Annotated in this window: 1 protein-coding gene; it reads left to right on the top strand. The window is 73.1% G+C overall.

Annotated elements, in window-relative coordinates; translation table 11 throughout:
* Positions 1-399 precede the first annotated feature (399 nt).
* The gene (locus ACMTAK_RS02660) at positions 400-19,200 is read left to right on the top strand and encodes a non-ribosomal peptide synthase/polyketide synthase (RefSeq protein ID WP_413804628.1); all 18,801 of its coding nucleotides are present in this window, start codon (positions 400-402) and stop codon (positions 19,198-19,200) included.
* The last annotated feature ends 23 nt before the right edge of the window (positions 19,201-19,223 follow it).

Here is a 19,223-nt window from a genome sequence, read left to right as displayed (position 1 = left end):
CGGCCGACGCGGTCCGCCCGCCGGGCGGCCCGCGCCCGGCACCCGATCTGTCCAGCGCCATGATTCGGCGCCCCGCGCGGACGGGCATCCGCGACCCCCGCCGTTACGGTCGCCGCGGCCCCGGCGGCACGTTCCACGCCGGTACCCGGAGCGCCGTCGGCGCCGGGCGCGTCGCGCGGGTGGCCCGTAACTGTGGCTCCCACCGATGCCGCCACCCCCGTAGCCCAGCACGATCACAACCGTCGGAGTGGAACCGGACACGTCGGCCGGGCCATACGCCCCCTACCGCCGCGGACCGGACCGGCGACCGCCCCGCGTTCCGCCCGGATACCCGTTGTCCGTCCCTCACCGGATGCGCTCGCACAGACGGATGTGCCCGCACTGCACTAAGGAGTGCACGTGATTCCTGCGTCGTACGCGCAGCGTCGGCTGTGGTTCCTGGACCGGCTGGAGGGGGCCGGCGCCCTCTACAACGTTCCGCTCGTCCTCCGGCTGTCGGGTCGGCTCGACGCGGCCGCGCTGCGGGCGGCGCTCACCGACGTGCTCACCCGGCACGAGAGCCTGCGCACGCGCTTTCCGCAGCACGAGGGGGAGCCCGTCCAGGACATCGTGCCCCCCGACGGCATCGGCGACCCGTTGACCGTCACCGCCGTGCCCCCGGACCGGCTGGAGGCGGAGATCGGCCGCACCGCCCGGCACGTCTTCGACCTGGCGCACGACCTCCCGTGCCACGCCCGGCTGCTGACCGTCGGCGACGAGACGTCCGTCCTCGTGCTGGTGCTGCACCACATCGTCGCCGACGGCTGGTCGGTGGACCCGCTGTGGCGGGACCTGTCCGCCGCTTACGCCGCGCGCGTCGCCGGGAGCGCGCCGCGCTGGGAACCGCTGCCGGTGCAGTACGCCGACTACACCCTCTGGCAACGCAAACTCCTCGGCGACGCCGACGACCCCGACAGCGTGCTGGCCACCCAGCTCGCCCATTGGCGCGCGGCCCTGGCCGGTGCCCCCGAGGAGCTGTCCCTGCCCACCGACCGGCCCCGCCCCACCACCTCGGCGCGCGCCGGCGGCACCGTGCGCCTCGACGTGCCGGCCGGACTCCACGGACGGCTCGCGGAGTTGGCGCGCGCTGAGGACGCGACCCTCTTCATGGTGTGGCGGGCCGCGATCGCCGTCCTGCTGTCCAAGCTCGGCGCCGGCGAGGACATCCCCGTCGGCAGCCCCGTCGCCGGACGCGACGAGGCCGACCTGGAGGATCTCGTCGGGTTCTTCGCCAACACCCTCGTGCTGCGCACCGACTTGACCGGCGACCCCGACTTCACCGAGATCGTGGCCCAGGTCCGGCAGGACACCGTACAGGCCCTGCAACACCAGGACGTGCCCTTCGAACGGCTCGTGGCGGAGCTGGCCCCGCACCGCTCCCTGACCCGGCACCCCCTCTTCCAGGTCAACCTGACCCTCCACAACGCCCCCGAGGCGGCCGTCGAGCTGCCCGGTCTGACGGCCACCGCGCACGCCGCCGCGCTGCCGCTCGCCAAGTTCGACCTCGACTTCCAGGTCCTGGAACGCCGCGACGCGCGGGGTGGGCCCGCCGGGCAGGACGTCGAGATCACCTACTCGGCCGACCTGTTCGACCACGCGACCGTGGAGTCGTTCGCCGCCCGCCTGCTGCGCGTGCTGCACGCCGTCGCCACCGACCCCGGCATCCGGCTGCACGCCATCGACGTCCTCGACCCGGCCGAGCACCGCGCGCTCCGCGAAGCGGCCGTCGGCCCCACCCGCACCCTGCCCGAGACCACCCTCCCCGACCTCTTCGCCGAGCAGGCCGCCGCCCGCCCGGCCGCGGCCGCCGTGACCGCGGCCGGGGCGAGCCTCACCTACGCCGAACTCGACGCCGCCGCCAACCGCCTCGCCCGCCACCTGATCGGACAGGGCGTCGGCCCCCAGACGCGGGTCGCCGTTGCCATGGACCGCACCCCCGACCTCGTCACAGCGCTGCTGGCGGTCATGAAGGCTGGCGGCGCCTATCTGCCCGTCGACCCCGCGTACCCGGCCGCCCGGATCGCCACCCTCCTCACCGACGCCACCCCCACCCTCCTGCTCACCACCACCGGCCTCGCCGACCGCCTCCCCGAGGCCGCGGACATCCCCCGCGTCCTGCTCGACGACCCGGTCGTCCGCGCCGCCGTCGACGCCCGCGCCCCGGACCCGCTCACCCAGGACGAGCGCTCCGCGCCGCTGCTGCCCGACCATCCGGCGTACGTCATCCACACCTCCGGTTCCACCGGCGCCCCGAAGGGCGTCGTCGTCGCCCACGCCCAGGTCACCGTCCTGCTGCGGACCGCCGCCGAACGGTACGGGTTCGACGGCCAGGACGTGTGGACCTGGTTCCACTCCCACGCCTTCGACTTCTCGGTGTGGGAACTGTGGGGCGCCCTGCTGACCGGCGGCCGGCTCGTCGTCGTCGACCACGAAACCTCCCGCTCCCCGCGGGAGTTCCTGCGCCTCCTCGTCCGTGAGGACGTCACCGTGCTCAGCCAGACCCCTTCCGCCTTCCACCAACTGGCGTACGCCGACGCCCGGGAACCCGGCACCGGCCTCGGCGCTCGGCTGCGGCTCGTCGTCTTCGGCGGCGAGGCACTGGACACCGCCCGGCTCGCCGACTGGTACGCCCGCCATGACTCCGGCGCTCCGCTGCTGGTGAACATGTACGGCATCACCGAGACCACCGTGCACGTCACCCACCTCACCCTCGACACCGGTACGAGCCCCGGCCCGCACGGCGCGAGCCCGATCGGCCGGCCCCTGGACAACACCCGCGTCCATGTCCTCGACGCCCACCTGCGCCCCGTACCGCCCGGCGTACCCGGCGAGATGTACGTCACCGGCTCCGGCGTCGCCCGCGGCTACCTGAACCGGCCCGCCCTGACCGCGGGCCGCTTCGTCGCCTGCCCCTTCGAGCCCGCCGGCGCCCGCATGTACCGCACCGGGGACCTCGCCCGGTGGACTCCCGACGGCACCCTGGAGTACCTGGGACGCGCCGACGACCAGGTCAAACTGCGGGGCTTCCGCATCGAACCCGGCGAGGTCGAGGCCGCCCTGCTCACCCACGAGCGCGTCGCGCACGCCGCGGTCGTGGTTCGCGAGGACACCCCCGGCGACCGGCGGCTGACCGCCTACGTCGTACCCCGCCGTCCCGACGACGCCACCGGGGAGACCGGCGCCGCGCTGGCCCAGCTGGTCCGTGACGCCGTCACCGGGCTACTGCCCGCCCACATGGTGCCCGCGGCAGTCGTCCCGTTGGAGCGGCTGCCGCTCACCGTCAACGGCAAACTCGATCGTGCCGCCCTGCCCGCGCCCGCCCATACCACCGGCCCCGCCGAGGGCCGCGGCCCCGCCACCGTCCGCGAGGAAATCCTCTGCGCCGTCTTCGAAACCGTTCTGGGCGTGGACCGGGTGGGTGTCGATGACGACTTCTTCGCGCTCGGCGGGCACTCCCTGCTGGCCGTGCAACTCGTCGAGCAGCTGCGCGCCCGCGGTGTGCTGGTCGACATCCGGACCCTGTTCACGGCGGCCACGCCGGCCCGGCTCGCCGCCGTCGCCGGCCGCGAGCCCGTCGAGCTCCCGGAGGGCACCGTGCCGCCCGGCGCCACCCGGATCACCCCGGACATGGTGCCGCTGGCCGGGCTCACCGCCGCCGAGCTGGACACCGTCACGGCCGCCGTCCCCGGCGGCGCCGCCAATGTCGCCGACGTCTACCGGCTCGGCCCGCTCCAGGAAGGATTGTTCTTCCACCACCGGCTGCACACCGAGAGCGGCACCGACGCGGGTGACCCGTACATCGTGCGGTACGTCATGCGGTTCGACACCCGGACGCTGCTGGACGCCTTCCTCGACGCCTGGCCACGCGTTATCGAGCGGCACCAGGTGCTGCGCACCGGCCTCGCCTGGGCAGGGCTCCCGCATCCCGTGCAGGTCGTGCACCGGAACGTCGAGCTGCCCGTCACCGAGGTCGATCTCGGCCCCGACACCCCCGGCGCCCCGGCCGACGACGCCGAACTCGTCGAACGGCTCCTGGCCCGCGCCGACGACCCGATGGACCTGCGCCGCGCCCCTCTGATGGACATCCGTACAGCCGCCGAACCCGGCACCGACCGCTGGCTGCTCGTCGTCCGCATGCACCACATCACCCAGGACCACACCACCCTCGAACTGGTCCTCCGTGAGGTCGCCGCTCTCCTCGCCGGCCGCGGCGACGACCTGCCCGCCCCGCTGCCCTACCGCACCTTCGTCGGCCAGGCCCTGCTCGGCACGCCCGCCGAGGACCACGACGCGTACTTCGCGCGCGTCCTCGGCGACGTCACCGAGCCGACCGCCCCCTTCGGCGTGCTCCAGGTCCGCGGCGACGGCCGCGACGTCACCGAGCGCCGCACCGTCCTGGACCCGCTCGTCACCACCCGGTTGCGCGAACAGGCCCGCCGCGCCGGAGTCGGTGCCGCCACCGTCCTGCACGTCGTCTGGGCCCGGGTCCTGGCCGCGCTCTCCGGCCGCGACGACGTCGTGTTCGGCACCCTCCTTTTCGGCCGCATGCAGGCCGGCGGCGGCGCCGACCGGGTTCCGGGCATGTTCATCAACACCCTGCCGGTGCGGGCCCGAACCGGCGGCACCGGCGTGGCCGACGCGGTGCGCGCCATGCACACCCAGCTGGCCGAGCTGATGGTGCATGAACACGCCTCGCTCGCCGCCGCCCAGGGCGCCAGCGGCGTCCGCGTGCCCGCCCCGCTGTTCACCGCCGTTCTCAACTACCGGCACAACTTCTCCGGCGACCCCGAGGCCGTCCTCCCCGCCGGCACCGACGTCCTCGCCTTCCGGGAACGCACCAACTACCCGCTGCTCGTCTCCGTCGACGACCACGGCCACGGCCACGAGATCGCGTACGTCGTGCAGGCCGCCGCGGGGATCGACCCCGACGCCGTCGCCGGACTGCTGCTCGCCACCACCGACCACGTCGTGACCGCCCTCGAACAGGCCCCGCACAGCCCGCTCGCCCACATCGACGTGCTGCCGCCCGGCGAACGGCACCGCATCCTCGTCGAGTTGAACGACACAGGCCATCCCGGCACAGGTCACTCCGACCCCGCCACCACCCTCGCCGACCTGTTCGCCGACCGGGCCGCCGCCACCCCCGGAGCCGACGCCCTCGCCTTCGGTGCCGAACGCCTCGGCTACGCCGAACTCGACGAGCGCGCGAACCGGCTGGCCCGCCACCTGGTCGGCCACGGTGTCGGACCCGAAGGCCGGGTCGTGCTTCTGATGGACCGCTCACCCGACCTGATCACCGCGCTCCTGGCGGTGCTGAAGTCCGGCGCCGCCTACGTGCCGATCGACCACGACCAGCCCGCCGAACGCATCGCCCACCTGTGCGCCGACGCCGCCCCGGTGGCCATCCTCACCACCACCGCGGCCGCGGCGGACACCCAGCTGCCCGGACCGGCCCCGATCGTCGTCGACGCGCCCGCCGTCCAGGCCGCCGTCGCCGCCCTCCCCGGCCACCCCCTCACCCAGGCCGACCGGACCACCCCGCTGCGCCCCGACCACCCGGCGTACGTCATCTACACCTCCGGCTCCACCGGCACCCCCAAGGGCGTCGTCGTCCCGCACGCCGGCGCCGTGAACCTGCTCGCCTTCCGGTGGCCGCACCTGGAGCCCGGCGGCCGGCTCCTCCAGTTCGCCTCGATCGGCTTCGATGTCGCGACCTGGGAGATCATGACGGCCTTCGCCGCGGGCGCCTGCCTCGTCGTCGCCCCCGCCGCCGAACTCCTGCCCGGCGCCGGTCTGGAGGAGACGGTCGCCCGGCACGGCGTCACCCATCTGCAACTCCCACCCACCGTCCTCGGCATGGTCGCGGAGCCGCACCGGCTGGCCTGCGTACGGACCCTGCTGGTGGCCGGTGAGGCCCTGGGCTCCGCACTCGTCGACCGGTGGGGCGCCGACCACTGGTTCGGCAACGCGTACGGGCCGACGGAGATCACCGTCATCGCCGCCGCGGACGGCCCGCTGCGCCCCGGCGACGCCCCCACCATCGGCCGCCCGCTGCCCGGCGTGCGCCTCTACGTCCTCGACGCCCATCTGCATCCCGTACCGGATGGCGTGGACGGCGACCTGTATGTGGCCGGAAGCGGTGTCGCCCGCGGCTACCTCGGCCGCCACAGCCTCACCGCGGAGCGATTCGTCGCCGACCCGTTCGGGCTTCCGGGCACGCGCATGTACCGCACCGGTGACACCGTCCGCCGCACGTCCCAAGGCCGTCTGCTGTACGTCGGCCGATCCGATGACCAGGTCAAGATCCGTGGCTTCCGCATCGAGCCGGGCGAGATCGAGGCCCGGCTCGCCGACCACGCACGAGTCGCCCAGGCGGCGGTCGTCGTCCGCGAGGACACCCCCGGCGACAAACGGCTCACCGCATACGTCGTCCCCGCCGGGCCGGCCGGCCCGGACCTGCCCGCCGCCCTGCGCGGCCACCTCGCGTCCAGGCTGCCCGCCCACCTGGTACCGTCCGCCTTCGTCGTCCTCGACCGGCTGCCGCTGTCGGTCAACGGCAAGCTCGACCGCGCCGCTCTGCCCTCGCCCGAGCACGGCACCGGCCCCGCCACCCGTCCGGCGGGTCCGCGGGAGGAGCTGCTGTGCTCGGTGTTCGCCCAGGTCCTCGGCGTGGACCGGGTGGGTGTCGACGACGACTTCTTCGCGCTCGGCGGGCACTCCCTGCTCGCCGTCCGCCTCGTCAGCCGGATCCGCACCGTGCTCGGCGTGGAGATCCCCGTGCAGGCCGTCTTCGAGTTGCCCACGGTCGCCCTGCTCGCCGCCCGGCTGGCCGAGCCGGGCGGTACCCCCGTACGTCCGGGGCTGACAGCGGGGGCGCGGCCGGAGCGGCTGCCGTTGTCGTTCGCGCAGCGCCGCCTGTGGTTCGTGGACCATATGGAGGGTGCCAGCGCGCTGTACAACATTCCGCTGGTGCTGCGGTTGGCCGGGCGTGTCGACGTCGGTGCGTTGCGTACGGCCCTCGGGGATGTGCTGGCCCGGCACGAGACGCTGCGTACCCGGTTCCCGGAGGTGGACGGCGAGCCGTACCAGGAGATCGTGCCTGTGGCGGAGACCCCGGTCGAACTGCCGGTGATCCCGGTGGACGACGGCGAGCTCAAGGCGCGGATCGCGGAGGTGTCGGGGTACGTCTTCGATCTGGCTGTAGAACTTCCTCTTCGGGCGGTCCTGTTCACCCATGGGCCGGAGAGTTCCGTTCTTGTGCTGGTGGTGCATCACATCGCGGGTGATGGCTGGTCGATGGGTCCGTTGTGGCGGGATCTGTCGGCGGCGTATGCGGCGCGGTGTGAGGGTCGGGCGCCGGTGTGGGAGCCGCTGCCGGTGCAGTACGCCGACTACGCGCTGTGGCAGCGAAACCTCCTCGGCGATCCCGACGACCCCGACAGCCTCCTCTCCGGCCAGCTCGCCTACTGGCGCGCGGCACTGGCCGGCGCCCCCCAGGAACTCGCCTTGCCCACCGACCGGCCCCGACCGGACGTGGAGAGCCACGCCGGTGACCTGGTGCCGCTGCACGTGCCCGCCGAACTGCACCAGCGGCTGGTGGAGTTGGCGCGGGCCGAGGGCGTGACGATGTTCATGGTGTGGCAGGCGGCCGTCGCCGTGCTGCTGTCACGGCTCGGTGCGGGAGAGGACATTCCACTGGGCAGCCCGGTGGCGGGCCGTACCGACGGGGCCGCTGAGAACCTCGTCGGATTCTTCGTCAACACCCTGGTGCTGCGCACCGACCTGTCCGGCGACCCGGACTTCACCGAGGTGCTGGCCCGGGTGCGGCAGGTCACGCTCGGCGCCCTGGAACACCAGGACATCCCCTTCGAGCGGCTGGTCGAGGAGCTGGCACCGACCCGTTCCATGGGCCGCCATCCCCTCTTCCAGGTCGTCCTGGAGGTGCGGTCCACCCCGCTCACCGCCCCCGAACTGACCGGTGCCGACGTCGAACCACTCCCGTACGGCACCAGCGACGCCAAGTTCGACCTGGACCTCCAGATCGCGGAGAGCTTCGACGCCGGGGGCCGGCCCGCGGGCATGGCGGGCGTGCTCATCTACGCCACCGACCTCTTCGACCCCGGCACCGCCGAGACCCTTGTCGCGCGCCTGCTGCGCGTCCTCGACGACATGGCACGGGACCCCGGCCGCACCGTGCACACGGTCGACGTCCTCGAACCGGCCGAACGGCAGCACGTCGTGGCGGAGTGGCCCGGCCGGCAGCCGCACTTCGCGGGCCACGGCGCCCGCGTCTACGTCCTGGATGCCCACCTCGTCCCCGTGGCTCCGGGCGTACCCGGCGACGTGTACGTCACCGACGGCGCGGCCCAGGACGATGACGCCTCCGTACCCTGCCCGTTCACGGACGACGGGAGCCTCATGCGACCCACCGGCAGCCGCGCCCGCTGGGACCGCGAAGGCAGGCTGCACCCGCTCGACCCGGAGCCCGGCGACACCGCCGACGACACCGCCGCCGGGGTGGCCGCGCGGCGCCCGGTGAGCCTGCGCGAGGAGCTGCTGTGCTCGGTGTTCGCCCAGGTCCTCGGTGTGCCCCGGGTGGGTGTCGACGACGACTTCTTCGCGCTCGGCGGGCACTCGCTCCAAGCGGTGCGCCTGGCCAGCCGGATCCGCGCCGTCCTCGGTGTGGAACTTCGCGTCCGCACCCTGTTCGAGGCGCCGACCGTGGCGGGGCTGGCGGCTCGGCTGGCCGGGTCGGGCGGTACCCCCGTACGTCCGGGGCTGACAGCGGGGGCGCGGCCGGAGCGGCTGCCGTTGTCGTTCGCGCAGCGCCGCCTGTGGTTCGTGGACCGCATGGAGGGTGCCAGCGCGCTGTACAACATTCCGCTGGTGCTGCGGTTGGCCGGGCGTGTCGACGTCGGTGCGTTGCGTACGGCCCTCGGGGATGTGCTGGCCCGGCACGAGACGCTGCGTACCCGGTTCCCGGAGGTGGACGGCGAGCCGTACCAGGAGATCGTGCCCGCTGGTGAGGCCGTGGTGGATCTGCCGGAGGCGGAAGTGGATCCGGCGGAGTTGGAGGCGCGGATCGCGGAGGTGTCGGGGTACGTCTTCGATCTGGCTGTCGACCTGCCTTTTCGGGCGGTCCTGTTCACCCATGGGCCGGAGAGTTCCGTTCTTGTGCTGGTGGTGCATCACATCGCGGGTGACGGCTGGTCGATGGGTCCGTTGTGGCGGGATCTGTCGGCGGCGTATGCGGCGCGGTGTGAGGGTCGGGCGCCGGTGTGGGAGCCGCTGAAGGTGCAGTACGCCGACTACGCGCTGTGGCAGCGAAACCTCCTGGGCGACTCCGACGACCCCGACAGCCTGCTGCGCGGGCAGGTCGAGTACTGGCGGGCCGTACTCGACGGCGCCCCCCAGGAACTCACGCTCCCGCTCGACCGCCCCCGTACCGCCGGCACCGGACGCGGCGCCGGCTGGGTGGACATCGCCGTACCCACCGAACTGCACGTGCGGCTGGTGGAGTTGGCGCGGGCCGAGGGCGTGACGATGTTCATGGTGTGGCAGGCGGCCATGGCCGTGCTGCTGTCACGGCTCGGTGCGGGGGAGGACATTCCGCTGGGCAGTCCGGTGGCGGGCCGCACGGATGAGGCGGTGGAGGACCTGGTGGGGTTCTTCGTCAACACCGTCGTGCTGCGCACCGACCTGTCCGGCGACCCGGACTTCACCGAGGTGCTGGCCCGGGTGCGGCAGGCCGCACTCGGCGCCCTGGAACACCAGGACATCCCCTTCGACCGCCTCGTGGAGGAACTCGCCCCCACCCGCTACACCGACCGCCACCCTCTCTTCCAGGTCATACTGGCCGTGCAGAACATCCCGCAGAGCGACGTGGTGCTGCCCGGTCTCGAGGTGGACGCCCGTCCGGGCCCGCCCACCCTGGCCAAGTTCGATCTCGACTTCCAGGTCATCGAACTCTTCGACGACGCGGGCGAACCGGACGGGATGCTCGGCGGCCTCACCTACGCCACCGACCTCTTCGACCCCGGCACCGCCGAGACCCTTGTCGCGCGCCTGCTGCGCGTCCTGGACGCCGTCACCACGGCCCCTCACCAGCCTGTCGCCCGCGTCGACCTCCTCGACCACACCGAACGGCGGCGCCTCCTCACCGAGTGGAACGCCACCCGTAGCGACACCCTGGCGCTCACCGTCCCGGAACTGTTCACCATCCGCGCCTCCCGGGCCCCGAAGGCCGTCGCCCTCACCTCCGGCACTGAACAGGTCACCTACGGCGAACTGGACACCCGCTCCAACCGGCTCGCCCACCACCTCGTCGACCTCGGTGTCGCCCCCGAGACCCCGGTCGGCGTGGTCATGGACCGCTCGACCGACCTCGTCACCGCTCTGCTCGCGATCCTCAAGGCCGGCGGCGCCTACGTCACCGTCGCCCCGGACCAGCCCGCCCCCCGGATCGCCGAGGTGCTCTCCCGCGCCGGAGTCGGCGTGTGCCTGGCCGACGGCAGGTACGCCGACGACGTGCGCGATGACGTCGCCACCGTGGTCGTCGCCGACGACGGCGGCACCGCCTGGGCGGACCGCCCGGCCACCGCGGTCACCGGGCGCAGTCTGCCCGATCAGCTCGCCTACATCATGTTCACCTCCGGCTCCACCGGCGAACCGAAGGGCATCGCGACCACCCACCGGGACATCGTCGACCTCGCCGGCGACCGCTGCTGGCAGTTCCCCGGCACCGCCCGCGGCCTGTTCGCCGCACCGCACACCTTCGACGGCTCCACCGTGGAGCTGTGGGTGCGGCTGCTCACCAGCGGCGAACTCGTCATCGCCCCGCCCGGCCGCCTCGACGCCGCCCGGCTGCGGTCCCTCGTCGCCCAGCACGCGCTGACGCACGTGCATATGACGGCGGGCCTGTTCCGCGTCATCGCGGAGGAGGACCCGTCCGCCTTCGCCGGCGTGTCCGACGTGCTCACCGGCGCCGACGTCGTCCCCAAGGCCGCCGTGCGGCAGATCCTCGAGGCGGTCCCCGGGATCGTCGTCCGCAGCAGCTACGGCCCCACCGAGGTCACCGTCATCGGCACCCAGATCCCGCTGACCGACCCCGAGGGGATCGGCCAGAGCGTCCCCATCGGCCGGCCCATGGACAACACCCGGATGTACGTCCTGGACAACGCCCTGGACCCGGTCCCGGCGGGAGTCGCCGGAGAGCTGTACATCGCCGGGGCCGGCCTCGCCCGCGGCTACGTCGGCCGCGCCGGGCTCACCGCGGAACGCTTCGTGGCCTGCCCGTTCGACGGGGTCGGCGAACGCATGTACCGCACCGGTGACCTGGTGCGGTGGCGGACTGACGGGGTGCTGGAGTTCGTCGGTCGCGTCGACGACCAGGTGAAGATACGCGGGTTCCGGGTGGAGCCCGCGGAGGCCGAGTCACTGCTCGCCGCGCACCCGGCCGTGGGCCAGGCGGTGGTCGCCGTCCGGGAGGACACTCCGGGCGACAAACGCCTGGTCGCGTACGTGGTATCGGCGGCCGACGCCGCTGAATCGGGCGACGCGCTCCGCGACCATGTCGCCGCCCGGCTGCCGGACTACCTGGTGCCGAGCGCCGTGGTCACCCTGGACCGGCTGCCGCTGACCGGCAACGGCAAGGTGGACCGGGCCGCCCTGCCCGCCCCCGAGACGGTCGCCGCCGGCGCGTTGCTCCGCCCGCCGTCGCTGCGCGAGGAGCTGCTCTGCTCCGTCTTCGCCCATGTGCTGGGCGTGCCCCGGGTGGGTGTGGACGACGACTTCTTCGCGCTCGGCGGGCACTCGCTGCTCGCCGTACGCCTCGTCAGCCGCGTCCGCGTCGTTCTGGGCGCGGAGATCCCCGTGCAGGCCGTCTTCGAGACGCCCAGCGTCGCCGGACTGGCCGCGGCGATCGACGCGACCGGCGTCCTCCCGGCCCGGCCCGCCCTCACGCCCCGGCCGCGGCCGGAGCGGCTGCCGCTGTCGTACGCCCAGCGTCGCCTGTGGTTCGTGGATCGCCTCGAAGGCGCCAGCGCGCTCTACAACATCCCTCTCGTGCTGCGGCTGACCGGCCTCCTCGACATCGGTGCGCTGCGCGCCGCCCTGGCCGACGTGGTGGCCCGGCACGAGAGCCTGCGCACCCGCTTCCCGCAGCAGGACGGCCGGCCCTACCAGGACGTCGTACCCGCCGGCGAGGTCCGTCCGCACCTGGACGTCGTGCCCGTCTCCCGCGCCGCGCTCGACGCGCGGATCGCCCAGGCGGCCGGCCACGTCTTCGACCTCGCCGGGGAACTTCCCGTGCGGGCGACCCTGTTCGACGTCGGCGGGCCGGCCGCCGGTGACGCGGCAGAAGCGGCGCAGGGAGCCGTACCGGCTGAAGGGGGCGAGGCCGTGCTGGTCCTCGTCACCCACCACATCGCCGCCGACGGCTGGTCCATGGCCCCGCTGCTGCGCGACCTGTCCACCGCCTACACCGCCCGCCGCGCCGGGAGCGCACCGCGCTGGGAACCGCTGCCGGTGCAGTACGCCGACCACACCCTGTGGCAGCGCGAACTGCTCGGCGACTCCGACGACCCGGACAGCCCCCTCAACGGCCAGGTCGCCTTCTGGAAGGACGCGCTGCACGGCATCCCGGAGGAGCTGGAGCTGCCCACCGACCGGCCCCGGCCCGCGGTCGCGAGCCGCGAGGGCGGCTGGGTGCCGCTGCGGGCTACGGACGAGTTGCACGGCGCGCTGGCCCAATTGGCCGCCGCGCAGGGCGTCACCATGCACATGGTGTGGCAGGCGGCGGTCGCCGTCCTGCTGTCCCGGCTCGGGGCGGGCGAGGACATCCCACTCGGCAGCCCGGTCGCCGGCCGCACCGACGAGGCCGCCGACGACCTGGTCGGCTTCTTCGTCAACACCCTGGTGCTGCGCACCGACCTGTCCGGCGACCCCACCTTCGCCGAGGTCCTCGGCCGGGTACGGAGGTCGGCGCTGGGCGCGCTGGGGCATCAGGAAGTGCCGTTCGAGCGGCTCGTGGAGGAACTGGCACCGGCCCGGTCCATGGGCCGCCACCCCCTCTTCCAGGTCATGCTGGCCGTGCAGAACGTGCCCACTGCCACCATTGACCTGCCGGGCCTGCACGTCGAGGGCGTTGCCACCGATGTGCCCGGGGCCAAGTTCGACCTCGACTTCCAGGCCGTCGAACGGTTCGACGACGAGGGCCGGCCCGCCGGCGTCGACGGTGGGCTCACCTACGCCGCCGACCTCTTCGACCGCGCCACCGCCGAGACCCTGGTCGCCCGGCTGCTGCACGTACTGCGCGTCGTCGCCGCGGACCCACGGCTGCGGGTCCGCGACATCGACCCTCTGGACGCCAACGAACGGCACCACGTCCTCACCGAGTGGAACGCCACCGGCCGGTCCGAACCGGCCGCGACCGTGCCCGCCCGGTTCCGCGCGCAGGCCGCCCGCACCCCGGACGCTCCCGCCCTGGTCTCCGACGGCACCCGAATGACGTACGCCGAACTCGACGCCGCATCCGACCGGCTCGCCCGGCATCTCGTGCGCCATGGCGCCGGGCCGGAGAAGTACGTCGCCGTCGTCATGGACCGCTCACCGCAGATGGTCACCGCCCTCCTCGCCGTCCTGAAGACGGGCGGCGCCTATCTTCCCGTGGACACCGGATACCCGGCCGCCCGCATTGAGTTGATGCTGCGGGACACCGGCCCGGTCGCCCTCCTCACCACCACTGACGTCGCGGCCCGGCTGCCCGCGACGACCGCCGTGCCGGTCCGTCTCGTCCTGGACGACCCGGCGACGCGTGCCGCCGTGCACGCCGAGGACGCCACGCCCCCGGCTCCGCTCCCGCATCTCGACGCGGCCGCCTACACCGTCTACACCTCCGGCTCTACCGGCACCCCAAAGGGTGTCGCCGTCACCCACCGCGCCATAGACCGGCTGGTCCGCCCCGCCGACTACGCGGACGTCCGGGCCGGGGACGTCGTGGCGCACATGGCGTCCGTGTCGTTCGACTGCACCACCTTCGAGATCTGGATCACCCTGCTCAACGGCGCCACCCTCGCCGTCGCACCCGCCGGGACGCCGTCCGCCGCCTCCCTGCGCACCTTCCTGGCCGCGCACCGCGTCACCGTCGCCGTGCTGCCCACCGGACTGCTGCACCAGGTCGTCGACCTCGGCGTCGACGCGCTGCGCGGCGTGCGCTCCCTGCTGACCGGCGGCGACGTACTCTCCGTCGAGCACTGCCGCGCCCTGCTCGACGCGCTGCCCGACACCGTCCTGATCAACGGCTACGGCCCCACCGAAAGCACCACCTACACCCACAGCCACCCCGTCAGCCGCGCGGACGTCGACAGCGGCCGGGACATCCCCATCGGCCGCGCCCTGGCCCGAACCCGCGGCTACGTCCTCGACAGCGCCCTGCGCCCGGCTCCCGTCGGTGTGCCCGGTGAGCTGTACATAGCCGGTGACGGACTCGCCCGCGGCTACGCCGGACGCCCCGGACTGACCGCCGAACGCTTCGTCGCCTGCCCGTTCGAGGGCGCGGGCGCCCGTATGTACCGCACCGGCGACCTGGTGCGGTGGCGGGCCGACGGGGTGCTGGAGTTCGTCGGCCGCGTCGACGACCAGGCCAAGATCGGCGGATTCCGCGTCGAGCCCGGCGAGGTGGAGGCCGTCGTGTCCGCGCACGCCGACGTGACCCAGGCCGTGGTCGCCGTCCGCGAGTACGGTCCGGGGGACAAGCGCCTGGCGGCGTACGTGGTGCCCGCCGGCCGCACCGACGGTGCCCAACTCGCTTCCAGCTTGCGGGAGTTCGTGGCCGAGCGGCTGCCGAAACATCTGGTGCCGTCCTATGTGACGGTGCTCGACCGGCTGCCCCTGACCGCGAACGGCAAGGTGGACCGCGCCGGTCTGCCGGAACCCGAACCCATGTCCGCGACTGGCCCCGGACGTGCCCCGGCCTCCCCGCGGGAGGAACTCCTGTGCACCGTCTTCGCCTATGTGCTCGGCGTGCCGCGCGTCGGTCCCGACGATGACTTCTTCGCCCTGGGCGGGCACTCTCTGCTCGCGGTGCGGCTGGTCAGCCGCATCCGGGCCGTCCTCGGTGTGGAGACCTCCGTACGGGCGGTGTTCGAGGCGCCGACCGTGGCCGGACTCGCCCGGAAGCTGGCGCAGTCCGTCGGCCCGGTACGGCCGCCGGTGGTGCCGATGCCCCGGCCCGCCGTGCTGCCGGTGTCCTACGGGCAGAGCCGCCTGTGGTTCCTGGACCGTCTGGAGGGCCCCAACCACCTCTACAACATCTGCCTGCTGCTGCGGCTGTCCGGGCAGTTGGACACCGCGGCCCTGCGGGCGGCCCTGACCGATGTGGTGGCCCGGCACGAGAGCCTGCGGACCACCTTCCCCTTGGTGGGCGATCAGCCGTCCCAGCTGGTCCACCCCGCCGAAGAGGTGACCGTCGACCTGCCGACGACCACCATCATGGCAGCGGAGCTGGCGGAGCGCCGCAGTGAGCTGGCCGCCCACGCCTTCGACCTCGCCGCCGAACTGCCCGTGAAGGGCGACCTGTTCCGCCTCATGGAAGGTGAGTCATCCTGCGGCGAGGAATGGGCGCTCTCGTTGGTCGTCCATCACATCGCGGGTGACGGATGGTCCATGGGTCCCCTGTGGCGGGATCTGTCGGAGGCGTACGCGGCGCGGTGCGCGGGGTACGAGCCGGGCTGGGAGCCGCTGCCGATGCAGTATGCCGACTACACACTGTGGCAGCGGGACCTGCTGGGAGATATGGATCGCCCGGACAGTGTGCTCGCCGAACAGGTGGCCTACTGGAAGGCCCAGCTTGCAGGGGCACCCGAGGAGCTGACCCTTCCGGTGGACCGGGCGCGGCCGGCCGTGGCCGGCCGCCGGGCCGGATGGGTTCCGCTGCGGATACCGGCGCGACTGCACGCGCGACTGACCGAACTGACGCTGGGCCAGGGCGTGACGATGTTCATGCTGCTCCACGCGGCGGTCTCGGTGCTGCTGTCGAAGAGCGGCGCCGGGCGGGACATCGTGATCGGCAGCCCGGTGGCCGGGCGGATGGACCAGGGCCTGGACAAGCTGGTCGGATTCTTCTCCAACACTGTGGTGATGCGGACCGACCTGTCGGGCGACCCGGACTTCGTGGAACTGCTCCACCGGGTGCGTGCCGCCAGTCTGGAGGCGTTCGAGCACCAGGACGTGCCCTTCGAGCGGCTCGTGGAAGAGCTGGCACCGGCCCGTTCGATGGCCAGGCACCCGCTGTTCCAGGTCCTGCTCGCCGTGCAGAACAACCCTCGGTCGGTGCCGCAACTGCCCGACGTGCGGGTGACCGAGGATTCCACAGGTCTGCCCTCGGCCAGGTTCGACCTGGACATCGAGGTCCACGAGCAGTTCGACGAGACGGGTGCGCCGGCGGGCCTGGACGGCGGGGTGGTGTTCGCGGCCGAGCTGTTCGACCAGTCCACCGTGGAGAGCCTGACGGCCCGGCTCGTACGGGTCCTGGAGGCAGTCACCGCGGACCCCACCACACCGGTGCACGGCATCGATCTGCTCGACGGCGCTGAACGGCGGCGGGTGCTCGAGGAATGGAACGACACCGCCCATCCGGTGCCGGAGGCGACCCTCGCCGAACTGCTCCACCAGCAGGCCCAACGCACCCCCGACGCCATCGCCCTGTTCGCGGAGGAGGAGCGGGTCTCCTACGCCGAGCTGGACGCGCGGACGAACAGGCTCGCCCGGTACCTGATCGCCCGCGGGGCGGGGCCGGAAGCCCCGGTCGGCGTGGTCATGGACCGTTCTGTGGAACAGGTCGTCGCACTCCTGGCCGTCATCAAGGCCGGCGGCGCCTACCTGGCCATCGACTCCGACCAGCCGTTCCAGCGCGTGAACCGCTCGCTCGCCGACGCCTCACCGGTGGCCGTGGTGAGCACGGAGGGCGTCGCCTCCCGGCTCCGGCGCCCCACCGGCCCGTCCCAGCCGGCGGAGGCCGTGGCGGAGTGGATCAGGCTGGACGATCCGGAGGTACGGGCGGAGGTGGCCGCGGCGGATGCCCGGGAGGTCACCGACGCCGACCGGACAACGCCACTGCGGCCCGGCCATCCGGCCTATGTGATGTACACCTCCGGGTCCACCGGCACCCCGAAGGGCGTCACCGTCCCGCACCACGGGGTGGTCAACCAACTGGCCTGGATGCAGGAGAGGTTCCAGCTGGGAACTGCGGACCGGATCCTGCAAAAGGCTTCGTTCGGGTTCGACGCCTCGGTATGGGAGCTGTTCTGGCCGTTGCTGACCGGCGCCGGGATGGTGCTGGCCCGACCGGGCGAGCACCGGGATCCCCGATACCTGACCGACTTGATCGACCGGGCGCAGGTGACGGTCGTTCAGCTCGTTCCCTCTGTGCTGCGGGCGTTCCTGGAAGACGCGGCCATGGAGAAGTGCACCAGCCTGCGGACGGTCCTCTGCATCGGGGAGGCGCTGCCGGCACCGGTGCGCGACCGCTGCCAAGCCGCGCTGGGCGTGCCGTTGCACAACCTCTACGGGCCCACCGAAGCCTCGGTCGCCGTCACCTCCTGGGAGTGCGATCCGGAGCGGGACGGCGAGACGGTGCCGATCGGACAGCCCATCTGGAACATCGGGGCCTATGTGCTCGACGGTGGTCTCCGGCCCGTGCCACCGGGCGTGGCGGGGGAGTTGTACGTGGCCGGCGACGGGCTCGCCCGGGGCTATCTGGGGCGTCCGGCACTCACGTCCGAGCGGTTCGTGGCCTGCCCGTTCGGACCGGCTGGGGAGCGGATGTACCGGACGGGCGATGTGGCCCGGTGGGATGCCGCGGGTCGGCTGGAGTTCGTCGGCCGAGTCGACGAGCAGGTCAAGATCCGCGGTTTCCGGGTCGAGCCGGGTGAGATCGAGGCGGCACTCGCCGGGCATGAACAGGTGGCGCAGGCGGCGGTCGTCGTCCGGGAAGCGGTTCCCGGTTCTCCGCGCCTGGTGGCCTATGTCGTCGCCCATGCCGGAGCCGATGTCGACAGCGAGCGACTGGCGGCGGCGGTGCGGGAGTTCGCGGCGAGCCGGCTGCCGGAGTACATGGTGCCGGCGGCGGTGGTCGTGCTGGAGAAACTGCCGCTGACGGCGAACGGCAAGCTGGACCGCGCCGCGCTCCCCGCACCCGACCACTCCACCGGCCCCGGATCGGGCGGCCGCGGCCCGGTCACACTGCGGGAGCAACTGCTCTGCTCGATCTTCGAACAGGTGCTGGAGGTGCCGTCCGTCGGGGTCGAGCAGAGCTTCTTCGAGCTGGGAGGGCACTCGCTGCTGGCGGTGCGGCTGGTCAACCGCATCCGGGCGGTCCTCGACGCGGAGATACCGGTACGGGCGGTGTTCGAGGCGCCGACCGTCGTCGGCCTCCTCGACCGGATCGCCCGGGGCGGGCAGCGGAAGACCACGGATGTGCTGGTGCCCATGCGGTCGAGCGGCGACCGGGCGCCGATCTTCTGCGCACACACCGTGCTGGGGCTCGGCTGGGAATACGGCTGGCTCGCCAACTGTGTGTCGGACCGGTATCCGCTCTACGCCCTGCGGCCCCGGGGCACGGACACGGGCACGGCCGAACTGCCCGACTCGCTGTCGCAGATGGCCGCCGACTATGTCGCACAGATCCGTACGGTGCAGCCCACAGGTCCCTACCAGCTGCTCGGTTGGTCCTTCGGCGGGAACGTCGTCCAGGAGATGGCCGCCCAGCTCCGGGACGCCGGCGAGGAGGTGTCGCTCCTGGTCGTACTGGACTCGAGCCCGATGGACGGGGACCCCACCGCGGAGCAGCGGGCGGGCTTCGTCGAGCAGGAGGACACGGTGGCCGGGGCACTCACCGGAGAGGAACACGAGGCGTACATCCGCATCGTGCGCAACAACACGAAGATCCTGCTGGCACACCGGACGCGGAAGACGGCCGGTGACTTGCTGCTGCTCTCCGCCGACGCGGAACCGAAGGCCGACCTGTGGCATCCCTTCGTCGCCGGCGAGGTCCGGGAGCACACGCTCGACTGCTCCCACCGCGAGATGTTGCTGAACCCCGACGTCGCCCGGCAGATCTGGGACATCGTGGCCGCCGAGCTGGACGGGAGGCGGGCCGAGTAGTTCCCGCCGGGACCATCCGCGGG

Source organism: Streptomyces lacaronensis, from assembly GCF_047337785.1.
Classification (GTDB): Bacteria; Actinomycetota; Actinomycetes; order Streptomycetales; family Streptomycetaceae; genus Streptomyces; species Streptomyces lycopersici.
The sequence above is the reverse complement of the archived record's forward strand: the minus strand, read 5'-3'. Positions and strand labels throughout refer to the sequence as shown.